The sequence below is a fragment of the Pseudoalteromonas sp. NCIMB 1079 genome (assembly GCF_040567695.1).
GTDB classification, from domain to species: Bacteria; Pseudomonadota; Gammaproteobacteria; order Enterobacterales; family Alteromonadaceae; genus Pseudoalteromonas; species Pseudoalteromonas distincta.
The window spans coordinates 1,467,594-1,481,193 of sequence record NZ_JBEWZA010000001.1; the positions used below are offsets into that span (position 1 = coordinate 1,467,594).

General features: G+C 38.1%; 14 protein-coding genes. 10 read left to right on the forward strand and 4 right to left on the reverse strand.

What is annotated here, in order from left to right; genetic code table 11:
• Nucleotides 1-27: 27 nt before the first annotated feature.
• The 7 genes from ABX891_RS06740 (at nt 28) to ABX891_RS06770 (ending at nt 7,688) form a co-directional block, all read left to right on the forward strand.
• Entirely contained in the window at nt 28-1,062 is a 1,035-nt protein-coding gene (locus ABX891_RS06740) for a sensor histidine kinase (protein WP_354629154.1), read from the forward strand.
• Nucleotides 1,059-1,760: a LytR/AlgR family response regulator transcription factor gene (locus ABX891_RS06745; RefSeq protein ID WP_179807242.1), complete on the forward strand. Its 702-nt coding sequence runs from the start codon at nt 1,059-1,061 to the stop codon at nt 1,758-1,760. The genes ABX891_RS06740 and ABX891_RS06745 overlap by 4 nt, the downstream gene beginning before the upstream one ends.
• 142 nt (nt 1,761-1,902) lie before the next feature.
• Nucleotides 1,903-2,469: a type IV pilus modification protein PilV gene (pilV, locus tag ABX891_RS06750; RefSeq protein ID WP_179807241.1), complete on the forward strand. Its 567-nt coding sequence runs from the start codon at nt 1,903-1,905 to the stop codon at nt 2,467-2,469.
• Between the two features lies 1 nt (nt 2,470).
• Entirely contained in the window at nt 2,471-3,481 is a 1,011-nt protein-coding gene (locus ABX891_RS06755; RefSeq protein ID WP_309216955.1) for a PilW family protein, read from the forward strand.
• The gene (locus ABX891_RS06760) at nt 3,469-4,011 is read left to right on the forward strand and encodes a pilus assembly PilX family protein (RefSeq protein WP_354629155.1); all 543 of its coding nucleotides are present in this window, start codon (nt 3,469-3,471) and stop codon (nt 4,009-4,011) included. Before ABX891_RS06755 ends, ABX891_RS06760 begins: the two co-directional genes overlap by 13 nt.
• Before the next feature lies 1 nt (nt 4,012).
• Nucleotides 4,013-7,252 carry a PilC/PilY family type IV pilus protein gene (locus ABX891_RS06765; protein WP_165744535.1) on the forward strand — a complete coding sequence of 1,080 codons (3,240 nt, stop codon included), beginning with the start codon at nt 4,013-4,015 and terminating at the stop codon, nt 7,250-7,252.
• Between the two features lie 10 nt (nt 7,253-7,262).
• Nucleotides 7,263-7,688 (forward strand): type IV pilin protein, encoded by a 426-nt coding sequence (locus ABX891_RS06770; RefSeq protein ID WP_165744536.1) that lies wholly within the window; start codon nt 7,263-7,265, stop codon nt 7,686-7,688.
• Between the two features lie 5 nt (nt 7,689-7,693).
• Here ABX891_RS06770 and ABX891_RS06775 read toward each other — a convergent pair whose 3' ends face one another.
• Nucleotides 7,694-8,224, reverse strand: a complete 531-nt coding sequence (locus ABX891_RS06775) for a GspH/FimT family pseudopilin (RefSeq protein ID WP_309168532.1) — start codon at nt 8,222-8,224, stop codon at nt 7,694-7,696.
• A 78-nt stretch (nt 8,225-8,302) separates the two neighbouring features.
• Entirely contained in the window at nt 8,303-8,854 is a 552-nt protein-coding gene (locus tag ABX891_RS06780) for a GspH/FimT family pseudopilin (protein WP_354629156.1), read from the reverse strand.
• Nucleotides 8,855-9,014: 160 nt separating this feature from the next.
• Between ABX891_RS06780 and glnB the strand changes: the two genes are divergently transcribed.
• Nucleotides 9,015-9,353 carry a nitrogen regulatory protein P-II gene (gene glnB / locus ABX891_RS06785; RefSeq protein ID WP_002962211.1) on the forward strand — a complete coding sequence of 113 codons (339 nt, stop codon included), beginning with the start codon at nt 9,015-9,017 and terminating at the stop codon, nt 9,351-9,353.
• Nucleotides 9,354-9,400: 47 nt separating this feature from the next.
• On the opposite strand, the gene ABX891_RS06790 is transcribed toward glnB, so the two are convergent.
• Nucleotides 9,401-10,774, reverse strand: a complete 1,374-nt coding sequence (locus tag ABX891_RS06790; protein ID WP_024598303.1) for an IS4 family transposase — start codon at nt 10,772-10,774, stop codon at nt 9,401-9,403.
• Between the two features lie 123 nt (nt 10,775-10,897).
• Nucleotides 10,898-11,662 (reverse strand): outer membrane protein assembly factor BamD, encoded by a 765-nt coding sequence (locus ABX891_RS06795; protein ID WP_002962210.1) that lies wholly within the window; start codon nt 11,660-11,662, stop codon nt 10,898-10,900.
• A 141-nt stretch (nt 11,663-11,803) separates the two neighbouring features.
• Between ABX891_RS06795 and rluD the strand changes: the two genes are divergently transcribed.
• Together rluD and pgeF are read left to right on the forward strand one after the other, a co-directional pair.
• Entirely contained in the window at nt 11,804-12,781 is a 978-nt protein-coding gene (rluD, locus tag ABX891_RS06800; protein ID WP_149594281.1) for a 23S rRNA pseudouridine(1911/1915/1917) synthase RluD, read from the forward strand.
• Nucleotides 12,781-13,512 (forward strand): peptidoglycan editing factor PgeF, encoded by a 732-nt coding sequence (pgeF, locus tag ABX891_RS06805; protein ID WP_354629157.1) that lies wholly within the window; start codon nt 12,781-12,783, stop codon nt 13,510-13,512. The genes rluD and pgeF overlap by 1 nt, the downstream gene beginning before the upstream one ends.
• The last annotated feature ends 88 nt before the right edge of the window (nt 13,513-13,600 follow it).

Consider the following 13,600-nt stretch of genomic DNA (forward strand, 5'->3'; position numbering starts at 1 on the left):
TAAAATTTAGATTATAGGAGAGTCGTTATGAGCAAGTCACTAAAAAATGATGGTTTGCTTTTTTCGGCTCTTTTTAATGAGCGAGGCGTATTAGCTTCGCTTGTTGTTTCTCAAGTTATTGCTATTGTTTTAGCCTTTGCACCCAATGTAGAAGGAGATATTTGGCTTCGACTTGGGATCATCAGTTTGTTTATGCATTTAATTGTTTTAGTCGGTACCTCTTCTTTATACTTTTGTCGTTTTTTCTTACAAACGCGCACTCAAACTTTTCAGTTAAGTTTGTTTTTTATCTTTTTTTTATTATCTACGTGCATTTTTAGTATTTTATTTTCCCATTTTGCTTTTGATATAGATGATACAGATAACTTAATTTATTTCACACTTCGCAATTGCATTATAGTGGCTTTGCTGGCGGCTTTATTCGTCCAATTTTTATTAATTCATTTTGAAAAAGAGCAGCAAACTAAAGCGCTTTCTCGAGCTGAACTTGATGCCTTGCAAGCTAGAATACGTCCTCATTTTTTATATAATAGTTTAAACACTGCTGCAGAGCTTACTCATCATGATGCCGATGCGGCAGAGCAGGCTATTTTAGCATTAGCCGCCTTATCGCAGGCTGCAATGCACTCAGGAAAAAATGTATCTCTTGACGATGAAATAACGCTGAGTAAGCAATATATAGCACTTGAAACATGGCGTTTCGGTAATCGCTTAAGAGTTAATTGGCAAATACCCAATGAACTACCTGCATTGAGCATTCCTTGTTTAACCCTGCAGCCATTAATTGAAAATGCCGTGTGCCATGGCGTAGAGCCTAGCGAAACAGGCGCTGTCATTAAAGTTGAGCTGCATGTCACAAGTGGCTATTTAACTATTATAGTCACTAACCCAATAGCCGTGGCAACCACCAATACTCGGCCAAGTAACGGCATGGCGCTGGAAAATATTCGTCAACGACTTAATATTTATTACACGGGTAAAGCGCAGCTCACTATTGCTAATAAAAATGGCGTATTTAGAGTGAAAGTAGTGATCCCTAAACATATTGAGAGTCAATTATGAATGTAATTATTGTTGATGATGAACCCTTAGCTAGAGCGCGTTTAGTACGTTTATTGGCGGCTCAAAATATAGTTGTACAAAATGAAGCGAGCAATGGCACAGAAGCACTTGCGTTAAGTAAAGTAAACCAGCCTGACTTAGTGTTTTTAGATGTTGATATGCCGGGTATTAATGGCTTGGAGGTAGCAAGTGAGCTTAACAAACTTGCAGTTCCACCCGCCATTGTATTTATTACCGCCCACCCTGAGCACGCGCTAGACGCATTGCAATTAAATGCGGCGGGTTATTTGGTAAAGCCTGTATCGGCGCAATCATTACAAAAAGTAGTTGAACAACTTGGGCGCTTAAATAAAGTACATATACAAAAACAACAAACAACAAAAATTACGTATCAGCTCGCGGGCACATTAAAAAGTATAGAAATGGAGTGTATTTATTATTTTGCTGCTGAAGAAAAATATACAAAAATGGTATTTAAAGGGGGCAGTGCGCTTATAGAGCAAAGTTTAAAACAATTAGAAACCCTTTATCCCACACATGTTTTAAGAGTACACCGCAATACGTTAGTAAATAAAAAAAAGGTGGTTGCTCTGCATTCATTAAGTAGCGGTAGTCATGCTATTGAACTACAAAATTGCCAAGAGCTGTTAGTGGTTAGTCGCCGCGAGCTAAAAACAGTTAAATCTAGCTTGTGTTAACTCATTTACTATAAAGCTATTTTGGCAAAAACAGTGTTTATTAACCGTTTATCAACAAAATAAACCGTTAGTCTTAGTAGTTCTTGAATCTATATTTTATTTGCATACACTTATAATCAGATAATATTTATTTGGTTTTATTATGTATTCACCCCCAATTAAGCGACGCAAAGGCTTCACTTTAATCGAAGTACTTATTGCTTTTATCATCCTCAGCTTTGGTTTGTTAGGCGCCGTTGCACTGCAAGCAAAAGCCAAACAAGCCAGTTTTGACTCTATGCAGCGCGCCGCCGCTGTGGCTTTAGGTAACGACATTATTCAGCGCATTCGAGCAAATGATACCATTGCATCAATTGGAAAGTATGGGAAAGCAGAAATAGACAGTACAGGTGCACTTGCTACAACTGATGCTTGTTTTGGGAAAAGCTGTGATTCATCAGGAATAGCGGATATGGATATAGTGCAATGGAAACGCGCCATTCGAGCTAGCGAAAATACGGGAACTTTAGATGATGCCACAATATGTATAAATCCAGCCTCAGTAGCAGATACTGGAGGGAAAGGGTTCAACATTGAAGTAATTATAGCATGGCAAGGGCGGCAAGAGTTCAAAGCAAATACGAATACAGGAAAAGTTACCTGTGGTGATAAAACTAATAATAAACGCCGTTTAGTGGTCTTAACCAGCTATATATATGTTAGGAGCTAACATGAAGCAAAAAGGCTTTACGCTAGTAGAAGTAATGATTTCGCTATTTATAGGCGGTTTAATTCTTGGTGGCGTTATGTTTACTTTTATTAGTATGAAAGTAACCACAAAAGACACTATGACTATCGGTGAACTCCAGGAGTCAGGACGTTTAGCTATAAATATTATGCAACGCGATATCGAGCAAGTTGGCTTTTGGGGAACTTATTATGATGACTCGTTCACAGCAGTAAATACAACCGTTTCTGCAACGACGATTACAGGTGATTGTTCAGATGGAACTAATAACGGCAGCTTTCCAGATTTAACCAGTAGTAGTAATTTTCGTACTATTTATGCAAAAACTACTACGAGTAAAGATAACCTACATTGCATAAACGATGGCATTATTCCTGCTGATAATAAAGAGACCGATATTCTTCAGCTCAAGTTTTTACAAGGTGATCCTCAATATGATGCTGTTGCAGGTACTAATACAACTAGCGATAAAATAAATTATTTTATCGCAGAACAAGAACAAGCAAGTTTTGTAACCGGTAAACATACCCCAACAAATATCAATGCAACTATTTGGCCATATAGTCATCATGTTTATTATATTAAAGAAGAAAAGTATTTAGTAAATAATAAAGAAATAAAAGTCCCCGCATTAAGACGAAAACGATTAGTAAATGGAAAGATGACCTCTGAAACGATAATGGAAGGTGTTGAAAACATGCGTTTTCTTTTTGGCCTTGATACTAATAGCGATAGCAAGGTTGATACTTATAAAAGCTCGGCAGCTATCTCTGCTACAGAATGGGAAAATCGTAAAGGTATTTTAACCGTTCAACTCTTCTTATTAATTAGATCACTGCAACCGGACCCCGGTATAAAAATAAAAAAACAAGAATATACATTAGGAGATGGACCCGAAAAACGAGTTTTAAAATTTGATGATAATTATAGACGCACTGTTTTTACAACAACTATTCGCTTAAGTAATGTTGGAGGGAACTTATGGAAAATTTAAAGTTGTTACCAAATAAGCAACAAGGTGTGGTGCTTTTAACAGCATTAATTATGGTGATAGCTGTTACCGGCATTGCAGTTACTCTTATGAGTAGTAGTACAATTGATATTAAAATTACTAATGCAGCACAAGAGCGAGAAGTTGCAGAAAATCAATTGATTGGCGAAGTGCAAAGAGTAATTGCGTCAGAAGCTAAAAAAGGTGCTGATAGTGACTTTTTTCTTACTCCAGATGAGATCGCTACAGATTCGGGTAAGCTTGATGGTGATGGTGATGGTGATGGTAATAAAATAATTATACCAGAGAAGGACATTACAGAGCCTGGGCACGAAATGAAAAGCATAATGACGAATTTAAATCGTGGTTCGCTAGAGCTTAATTGTCCTCGTAGTTATAGTTTTACAGCGGGTGTTTCATGCAATATGGTTCAAGTATCTACTACGATAGAATATGGCTCTAAAAGCAAGCATCAACTAACCATAGTTACTGGTATAGCTCAAGAGATGGCCAGTACGGGGAAGGGAATTTAAGATGAAATTTAAACTTTATATAGCACTAGTTTTATTATTTACATCAGTAATTAATATGCATGCATACGCTGAGGATATTGAGATTTACGTAAATAAAGATGTAAAATTCGATGAAAAACCAAGAGTTCTTTTTATTTTTGATACGTCAGGAAGTATGGACGAGGAAGTTACATCAGCAGGCACAAGAGAGCGATGTTATATAAAGGAAAGAGAAAGTTACTTCTTTGGGCTTTTATGGCGTGATGTATATGTGGAACTAGGGCAGTGCTATGAAAGTAAAAGCAGCTATAGTGAATATAATCAACAATGTTACATAAACATTGGAGGTAGTTACAACCCCAATTATCAACCAAGTTGTGTTGATGAAGTTGAAGGTGGGACAAGGCTTGAGGTTGCAAAAAGAGCTGTAAAAGGTTTAATAAATGACAACAGTGATATTGACTTTGGTTTAATGCGTTTTAATTATAACGCAGGTAATGAACCCGGTGGCGGCTATGTGCTTGCTAGAATAGGTGCAAATGAAAATATACTGATTAATAAAATCAATGAGCTACCTGCGTATGGTTCAACTCCATTAACAGAAACTTTGTGGGAGGCATATTTATACATCACAGGACAAAATCTTAAGTTTGCGAGAAGGGTTAACGGCAGAGATAAAAGCATTGATGAAAATAGCAAGTACATATCACCTTTTAAACAAGATCAAGGAACTCCACTGCGCTGTGATAACTCTATTAATATTATTCTTATAACAGACGGTGAACCTCAAAATGATGATGAAGCTGATGGAAGTATAAATAAAGAATATAAAGGTATATTTGGAGCTAATTCGAGTTCATTTGGGAGCTATAAAAGTTATTTAGTAGCGTTAGCCAAAATTTTATATGGTACAGAGACTATATCTGTTGATTTATATCCTCAGACCTCTGAGGTGATTGATACGGGTAGGCTTTTTACTATAGGTTTTGGTGATGGAATGGGTGAAAATGCGCTCAAACTTTTAGAAGAAGCAGCTAAGGTTGGTGGTGGGGATTATTTTGAAGCTAAATCAGCAGCAGCCCTTTCTTCTGCACTTAAAAATACAATTTCACAAATTAGAGAAGAAAATAGTACTTTCATTTCTCCATCAGTGGCCAGTAATAACGTAGATCAAACTCGAAGTCGAGATGCAATCTATTTTGCTATGTTTTATCCAGATAAAAGTACACGTTGGCGAGGTAATTTAAAAAAATTAAAAGTATCAGACGGAAAAATTATTGATTCATCGTTAAAGTTAGCACTCAATGAAGATGGATTAATTAGTAAGGATGCAAAAACTTTTTGGTCTGTTAATAATTCTGCAGATGGTAATTCGGTAAAAAATGGTGGCGTTAATGCAATGCTGGCAACTATAAAGGATAAAGATCGTAAAGTGCTAACGGATATCGGCTTTTTTAAGGCCGACAGTATTATTGATGCTATGGGTGAAAGCCAGGCAGCTAGTGCTTTCTTAATTGATAAGTCTGAGCTTGAAAATACGATTAATTGGGCGCGTGGGGTTGATGTTGATAATAAGAATCCTGAAAGCGAACAGCGTAATGATATCTTTGGTGATCCCTTACACTCTAGGCCTGTAGCAATAGATTATGGTAATAATGATATACGTATACTGATTGGTACTAATGCTGGCTTTTTACATATGTTTAAAGATGACGATGTAAATAATGAAGTTAAAGAAAGTTGGGCGTTTATACCGTCTGTACTTTTTAAAATAATTAAATCATTAAGAAAAGCAGAATCTGGTAAGCAATATGGCATGGATGGGCCTATTAGCGTGTATTCCAAAAATGAAAGTCTCAATAGTGATAACGTTAACGATGGTATTGTAAATGTATCCAAAGGAGATAAAGTTTTAGCATTTGTTGGAATGCGTCGTGGAGGAAAAAATTATTATGCTTTTGATATAACCGCTCCTGATAATCCAAAGTTAAAATGGACTATAAAGGGAGGTGAAGGAGACTTCACAAAACTGGGTCAAACTTGGTCAAAGCCGCAAGTGGCATTTATAAAAGCTTTTGGTGATAAACCAGTACTGGTTTTTGGTGGTGGTTATGACACAAATAAAGATACTAGCTCAGAGGCTGACTCTGTAGGTAATAATATTTATATTGTTGACGCAAATACAGGTACTAAGCTTTGGTCATTACTAGATAATAATAATTTTAAAGGAAAACATAGTATTGCTGCAGATATAACTCTACTAGATTCTGATTATGATGGTTATATCGACAGAATATATGCTGCAGATACAGGAGGTGATATCTGGCGTATAGATATGCCGGGCGATAAGAAAGGAGCTTTTAATCACCATAAATTAGCTCAATTAGGTATTGGAGCAGATAGACGCTTTTTTTATAAACCAGTGATTGCACGAACGCTGTTTAGTAAAGTAACAATAATTGGAGAGGTTATAACTAGACTAGACTCTCCATATGATGCAGTTGTCATCGGTAGTGGTAAAAGAACTAATCCGAATGATGCAAAAACTGCAGATCAATTATTTATGATAAGAGATGAAAATACAGTTACAAAATCATTTACAGGTAAAGAACCTACACCAATCATGCCACATGATTTAATGGTTATGAACGATGACCCATTTGAGAAAACATTAAATAGCAAAAATGGAAAAAGTGATATAGGAGGGTTCGTTAAATTAGAAGCTGCTTTGGCTTTAAAAAAAGGTTGGCGATACGAACTAACTACGGGTGAAAAGTCATTAGCAGCTGCTACAGTTGTGGGTGGGGTTGCTTATTTTACCTCATTTACACCCGCTTCAGACTCCTCTACAAAAAACCAGTGCTCACTTAGTGGTGGTGGCGGTTCACTCTATGCTTTTCATCTTCATTATGGAACTAAGGTATATGATAAACTTAAGTTTGATACAAGTAATGAAGTACCTGATACTCCACAATTATACTTTGGTTCATCGTGCGCAGATAGTGATGGTAATGGAATGTGCGACGATAACCCTAAAGAGGAAGTGAAAAGTCAGTTTTATTTAATTGGCCCGGGTATTAAAGGTGAGAATGCAGAAAACCCGCTTCAACCACTTGAAATTACAGGGCCGGGATTAAAAGTTGTTGATGGTAAAATACAACTTGTAAAAGATAAAGCGCTAGGGTTTGGTTTTAAAACCCAGCAAACTTACATTTATAAGCGCGAAGAAAACGACGAAATTATACCTGATGAAGAAGGCTAAGGGTGTTTAAATGAATAAAAAGCAACATGGATTTACCTTAATTGAGCTGATGATAGCAGTTGCTATCGTCGGTATACTTGCAGCAATTGCATTGCCTAATTATACAGAGTATGTGAAGCGTGCTTCGCGTGCAGAGGCAGTTGCTGCATTATTAGATGCAGCTAATAAGCAAGAGCAGTACTTTGTAGATAACAGAGAATATACAGAATTAGCGAGTGATTTAGGGATTCAAAGTAAAACAGAGAATGGGCATTTCGAATTAGCGATTAAAGTAGTTGATAAAAGTACTTTTACAATCACTGCTAAACCTGTGGCAGGGCCGGTAAAAGGAGATGGTGATTGCACCGAGCTATCTATAACTGATATAGGTACTAAAGGCGCGCAAGGGGCAAAAACAAACAAGGGAGCAGATATTGACTACTGCTGGGGAAGATAACTAGATTACTTCTTCTGACACTTATCAGTTGATTTAATGCGAATTCTACCCGTTTGACTTACAGATAAAGCCAATCCTTCGAGATTGGCTTTATCACTATTGGGGCAATATATAAAAGTCCCATTTTGGAAGCCATTTAAAGACCCATCCGGGCGAAAAGTAATGGCGCTACGAGGGTATTCTAAAGTATCAGCTTCATGAACATCCTCGAAAGTACCTAAGAGTAGTTCATCATCATCTAACGAGGTTGATTTATCTTTGTCGATAAAGAGTGACATTTGGCCATTCCACTCGTCTTTTGTACATTGACTGTCTTTTAGTGCACAAAGCGTGACGTAAGTAGCATTTTCAATCGCATAAAGGCGGCCATAATTTATATTTCGGTGTAGCAGATTCACATGGTTATCTAAGCGGTTTTTAGCTAAAAAATCTGGGTAAAACCACATAGATAATTGGCTGATAATACTGACAACAGCCATAGATACCATTAATTCGAGAAGTGTCACTCCCTTGTTTTTTGATATTGATAATCTCATCCTTGAAGACCTGAGTTAATAAATGATTAACTCAGTATAGTAAATGATAAAAATATGACAATATGGGCTATGTCTTTTTTAACCACATTTTTTGTCTGTATCGCCAACGTAAAAGGCTGTACCTGACTGTGATACGGTTAATGCTTTATTATTTTCATTAGTACCATTGGGACAAAAAATAAAGTCTCCAGGTTTCGTCGTAATTCTACCACTAGTATTAAAGCGTAAGCGACGATCGTTACCATCAAACGACAGCTTATCGTTGTCTGATATTTCTTCCATTGCTCTTAGTAATGTATCAGAAGCGTTATTGTAGTTTCCATCATTATCAACATCGATAAACACAACAATAATCTTATTCACATCCCACTTGGCGTTGCAGTTGAACGTATCTTGTTTGTTTTTAACTTTTCCTTGTCCTGTAGGACATACAACAACTATTTCATCAGTGCTTGCGGCTTGAGAGCGGGCATATGCAATGTTTCTTTTTAATTCCAACAAAAAGTTCTCAGCTCTATTTTCTTCTAGCATATCGCTGCTATTCCAAATCGCAATTGATGCAATAATGCCAACGATAGCAACGGTTACCATGAGTTCTAAAAGGGTGAACCCGTTTTGTTTGTTTTTCATATTAATCTCATTTACTGCTAGTCATTTAAGTATAGCGATTTTTATATAATAAATTATACCACGATCGGTTGTTTTATCACCGTAATTCAATTGCTTTGTTTGCTATGAACACTATGATTGTCTAAAATCGAGGCAACTGAAGCTTTCAAAAGTAATTAATATGAAAAAAATAGAAGCAATTATTAAACCTTTTAAGTTAGATGATGTGCGTGAAGCGTTGTCTGATGTGGGTATTACGGGGATGACGGTAAGCGAAGTTAAAGGCTTTGGGCGTCAAAAAGGTCACACTGAGCTATATCGTGGCGCAGAGTATATGGTCGATTTTTTACCTAAAGTAAAACTTGATATTGTATTGACTGATGAAGATGTAGACCGTGCAATTGAAGTTATTGTAAAAACGGCGCAAACAGGAAAAATCGGTGATGGTAAAATATTTGTCACAGATGTTGAGCGTGTAATACGTATTCGTACTGCAGAGGAAGATGAAGAAGCGATTTAAGATTTTCTTCTACGCAATAAAAAGGCGCTTACTAAGCTGTCTCTTGATCACAAGTCTGACTCAAGAGATTTTGCTAAATCGTAGCCTTCCAGGATGGCTTGTAACTTAAGCCATCCTTTCCATAACACTTTCACAGATGCACGCCCTGTGCGCTTGGTATCTTTCCAGCCTCCTAACTTTGCCAGTTCCTGATACGCCCATGACATATTTGGAGCAGTTTCAGGCAATGGTGTTTTTATTCTCTTTAACCACAATAACTTCCATGCTTTGGGAGATAACAGTTGTTCACAACTTGGAGAATCAGGCTGCTCATTGGTGAACTTTAGTTGCAATATTCGCGTCGCAATAAAGCCATTAATCGTCACCAATCTTTCCATGTTATCTTGGCTTTGAAGGCGTAAACTTTCGATATCCGTACCATCACTTTTCCAGACTTTATGGTATTCCTCTACAAGCCAACGGTGCTCATAGTAGGTGATGATAGCTAAGGCGTCTTCTTTGCTGGTGACTGGTTCACTGGTTAATAGGTGCCAGCTTAAGCCGTTCTTAGCGTTTCCTCGCTCTGTACAGCCGACATAGTAAACTGGGAGGGAGTGTCCTTTCTTATTGTAAGGCGCTTTGAGTGTCACTGGCGCATAGGTGATATCCAGTGTTGCGCTTCGGGCTTTTCTTCCTCCTTTTTGTGCAATGTGGATGTGTTTGGTGCCTGCACTCATCAGCTCGCTTGCAAACGCATAGAGCTTATCCTCACCTTCTTCAATATGACGACTTTGCATCGAGCGTACGACGAATCGTTGCTGCTCGGTCAGTTTATACTGCAAGTATTCGTAGATGTCCGCTTCGCGGTCACACACCGATATCACGTTCGCCATTTGTCCTTGCAGCCGCTCTGCCATCGCTCGTGACGCTGACTCCCACTTGTAACTTTCTTTTTCTTCGTAAGAAGTCGTCGCGTGTTTTTCTCTTTTTCCAATCGTGTTGATATCACGACTCCAGCGAGACTGTTCAATTAATCCCACAACTTGCTTTGTGTCTGGCGCAAACAGTAATACGCTATGAGCTAACAAGCCTCGTTGTTTTGCTCCTCGTCCGACATGACCCAAATCATCTCGAATGGAGGAATGCTTATAAATTAGTGTGGTCGTGTCTTCCAATGCGAGCAATAAGTTATGACTTTTTGCTTGTTCAACCGTGGCTTTAAAGCCTGACTCTGCTATAGCCGTTGCGTCAATATTCTCGTTGCGAATAAAGCGGTAGGCACCTTCCATATCGGCGGGGGATTGAGTGATGTTCACAAGTGGTTTTCCTGGTTCATTTGCAAGCGTTGATGCTAACTTTACCAGACGCGCTGTTCTTCTTGGATCACCTAAGTCCGATTTACCGAATTGTTGTTTTGCCCAATGAGTATGTTCGTTAATCATAATGTGCCCTCAAACAAGATTTGAAGATCTGATCATGACATTGAGATTTAGTTCAAAAAAATCCCCGCTAATTTCTTAGCAGGGATTTGTGTATAAGAGACAGCTTACTAAGCGCCTTTTTGTTTATTTAGTTCTTTTATTTAGTTTTCGTGTTTGCTTTGCGTGCTCACTAAGCTCAGTTAAACCTAATTGGTCGTAACTTTTTTCCATCATTTCAAGCGCGGGATCTAAGTAACTGCTTTGTGAGTAGTGCTCAACAACAAACTTACCTCTATTAGCAGCAGCTAAATAAGCTTCACGCTCATAATAGTAAGTGGCTACTTTTAATTCATAACGTGCCATACGATTTAAAAGCCATACTAAACGACGCTTAGCTTCAGGCGCGTAATCACTTTTAGGAAAACGTTTTACTAATGTCGATAAATCTGTAAATGCAACACGAGTACGGTTAGCATCACGGTCGGCTCTATCTACACCAAAGTACTCTTGGAACGCATTTTTATCTGCTTTAATATTTACTAAACCACGCATGTAATACATGTAGTCTAAATCTTTATGATTTGGGTTTAAGCGAATAAAGCGGTCAATGGTTGCAAGTGCTTGTTCAGTATTGCCTGATTGATAATGTGCATAGACTAAGTCCATTTGTACTTGCTTAGAGAATGGGCCAAATGGGTAGCGAGAGTCTATTGCACTCAAAAGTTCAATTGCACGAGCATATAAACCAGAATCTAGCGTTTCTTTTGCATCTTCATATAAAGCGTGTGCAGACTTATTCGGTACACGTTGAATGTCTTCTTGGTCAGGAGCCGACGAACAAGCACCTAAACTAAGTACAGAAACTGAAAAAACAATGGCAAATGCACGTTTCCCTATTTTATTTATCATTTTATTTGTTACCTTCGATGTCTTCGGCTAGGCCAAGTCGGTAAAACCGAGTAAACTATGCGTATTATATTATGCTTTTATTAAAAGCGATTCTAACCCAGTCGAGCAAAGCTTGCACTGGTAAATTGGGTAAAGTTACTAATGTCAGAGCAAATTTCTCTTCAAGCCGACGTTCCAACCGAATTAGGTGGTAAACGTCTAGACCAAGTATTAGCACAATTGTTCCCTGATTATTCACGTTCTCGTATAAAAACGTGGATTTTGGATGATAAAATCACTGTAGACGGTGAAATTTTCAACACTCCACGCGAAAAGCTACTAGGTGGTGAAGTTGTAAGTGTTGAAACAACAATTGAAGCACCACGCGAATACGAAGCACAAGATATCAAATTAAACATTGTTTATGAAGACGATGATATTTTGGTAATTAATAAACCAATGGGCCTAGTGGTTCACCCAGGTGCGGGTAACCCTAATGGAACAGTGTTAAACGCATTGCTACATTACTACCCTGAAATAATTAACGTGCCACGCGCAGGTATTGTGCATCGTTTAGATAAAGACACGACCGGTTTAATGGTTGTAGCTAAAACGATTCAGGCCCAAACGCATTTGGTAAAAGCACTACAAAAGCGCGAAAATTTCACTCGTGAATATGAAGCTCTGTGTAATGGTACTATGACTGCAGGTGGTATGGTTGAAAAAGCGATTGGCCGCCATCCTACGCAGCGTACGCATATGGCCGTACATGAAATGGGTAAGCCGGCAATTACACATTACCGTGTTGCTGAAAAATTCCGTGCTCATACTCGTTTACGTTTGCGTTTAGAAACAGGTCGTACTCACCAAATTCGTGTGCATATGGCACATTTAAATCATCCGCTAATTGGCGATCAATCTTATGGCGGCCGTCCGCGTCCACCTAAAGGTGCAACACCTGAGTTATTTGAGTTACTCCGTAGCTTTAGACGCCAAGCTCTGCATGCTGTAAAATTAAGTATTGCGCACCCAATCACCGGTGAAATGATGACATGGCAAGCTCCTATCCCTGACGATATGGTTGCTATGACACATGCACTACGTGAAGATACTAAAGCTAATCCTGATATCGATAGATAATGCACTTATTGTCAGCGACATGGCAAAACCTTCATAAAGTAGGAACGTTAAGTACTACTTGTGGAGGTGGTGTTTCAAAAACCCCATTTGAAAGTTTCAATTTGGGATACCATGTTGGAGATAATCAAGATCATGTATCAAAAAACCGCTCACTATTAACCAAACTCTTACCTAAACCTGCCGTGTGGCTAAATCAAGTTCATAGCTCTGATGTTGTTATTGTTGATGAACATTTTGACTCTAATAAGTTACACAATGCTGATGCGCTTTATACTCAGTTATTAAATCAGCCTTTGGCTATAATGACTGCCGATTGCTTACCTATTTTATTAGTGAGTGATGATGAGAAGGAAGTTGCAGCTATACATGGTGGCTGGCGAGGGCTTGAGCAGGGAATTATTAAAAATACTTTAGAATGTTTTAGCTCAAAGTATGAAAATATAAATGCTTGGCTAGGGCCTGCAATTGGGCCAACTCAATTTGAGGTTGGCGCTGAAGTGTTTGAGTTATTTCAAAAAAGGTCTTCTTCATTTATTCAAGCATTTACACCACAAGCTAATGGCAAATATCTTGCTGATATTTATGGCATTGCGCGTACTTTACTTACCCAGCAAGGCGTTAAAAAGATTACAGGCGGCGACTATTGTACAGTCTCTCAAAGTGACTTATTTTTTTCTTATCGACGGGATGGACAAACCGGACGTATGGCAAGTTTGATCTGGCGCAAGTAATTAGCACCTTTAGCTATTATATTTCTCTCTACACCTTGAACAAACACCTAAACATACCCATTAATTAAGCAATTAGATTATTTAATAG

Excerpts from the sequence above, each read along its gene's own strand:
- rluD (WP_149594281.1), top strand. The coding sequence starts at position 11,804 with ATGTCAGAGCAAATTTCTCTTCAAGCCGACGTTCCAACCGAATTAGGT.
- ABX891_RS06765 (WP_165744535.1), top strand. The coding sequence starts at position 4,013 with ATGAAATTTAAACTTTATATAGCACTAGTTTTATTATTTACATCAGTA.
- pgeF (WP_354629157.1), top strand. The coding sequence starts at position 12,781 with ATGCACTTATTGTCAGCGACATGGCAAAACCTTCATAAAGTAGGAACG.
- ABX891_RS06760 (WP_354629155.1), top strand. The coding sequence starts at position 3,469 with ATGGAAAATTTAAAGTTGTTACCAAATAAGCAACAAGGTGTGGTGCTT.
- ABX891_RS06775 (WP_309168532.1), bottom strand. The coding sequence starts at position 8,224 with ATGAGATTATCAATATCAAAAAACAAGGGAGTGACACTTCTCGAATTA.
- ABX891_RS06790 (WP_024598303.1), bottom strand. The coding sequence starts at position 10,774 with ATGATTAACGAACATACTCATTGGGCAAAACAACAATTCGGTAAATCG.
- glnB (WP_002962211.1), top strand. The coding sequence starts at position 9,015 with ATGAAAAAAATAGAAGCAATTATTAAACCTTTTAAGTTAGATGATGTG.
- ABX891_RS06770 (WP_165744536.1), top strand. The coding sequence starts at position 7,263 with ATGAATAAAAAGCAACATGGATTTACCTTAATTGAGCTGATGATAGCA.
- ABX891_RS06755 (WP_309216955.1), top strand. The coding sequence starts at position 2,471 with ATGAAGCAAAAAGGCTTTACGCTAGTAGAAGTAATGATTTCGCTATTT.
- ABX891_RS06740 (WP_354629154.1), top strand. The coding sequence starts at position 28 with ATGAGCAAGTCACTAAAAAATGATGGTTTGCTTTTTTCGGCTCTTTTT.
- pilV (WP_179807241.1), top strand. The coding sequence starts at position 1,903 with ATGTATTCACCCCCAATTAAGCGACGCAAAGGCTTCACTTTAATCGAA.
- ABX891_RS06745 (WP_179807242.1), top strand. The coding sequence starts at position 1,059 with ATGAATGTAATTATTGTTGATGATGAACCCTTAGCTAGAGCGCGTTTA.
- ABX891_RS06780 (WP_354629156.1), bottom strand. The coding sequence starts at position 8,854 with ATGAAAAACAAACAAAACGGGTTCACCCTTTTAGAACTCATGGTAACC.
- ABX891_RS06795 (WP_002962210.1), bottom strand. The coding sequence starts at position 11,662 with ATGATAAATAAAATAGGGAAACGTGCATTTGCCATTGTTTTTTCAGTT.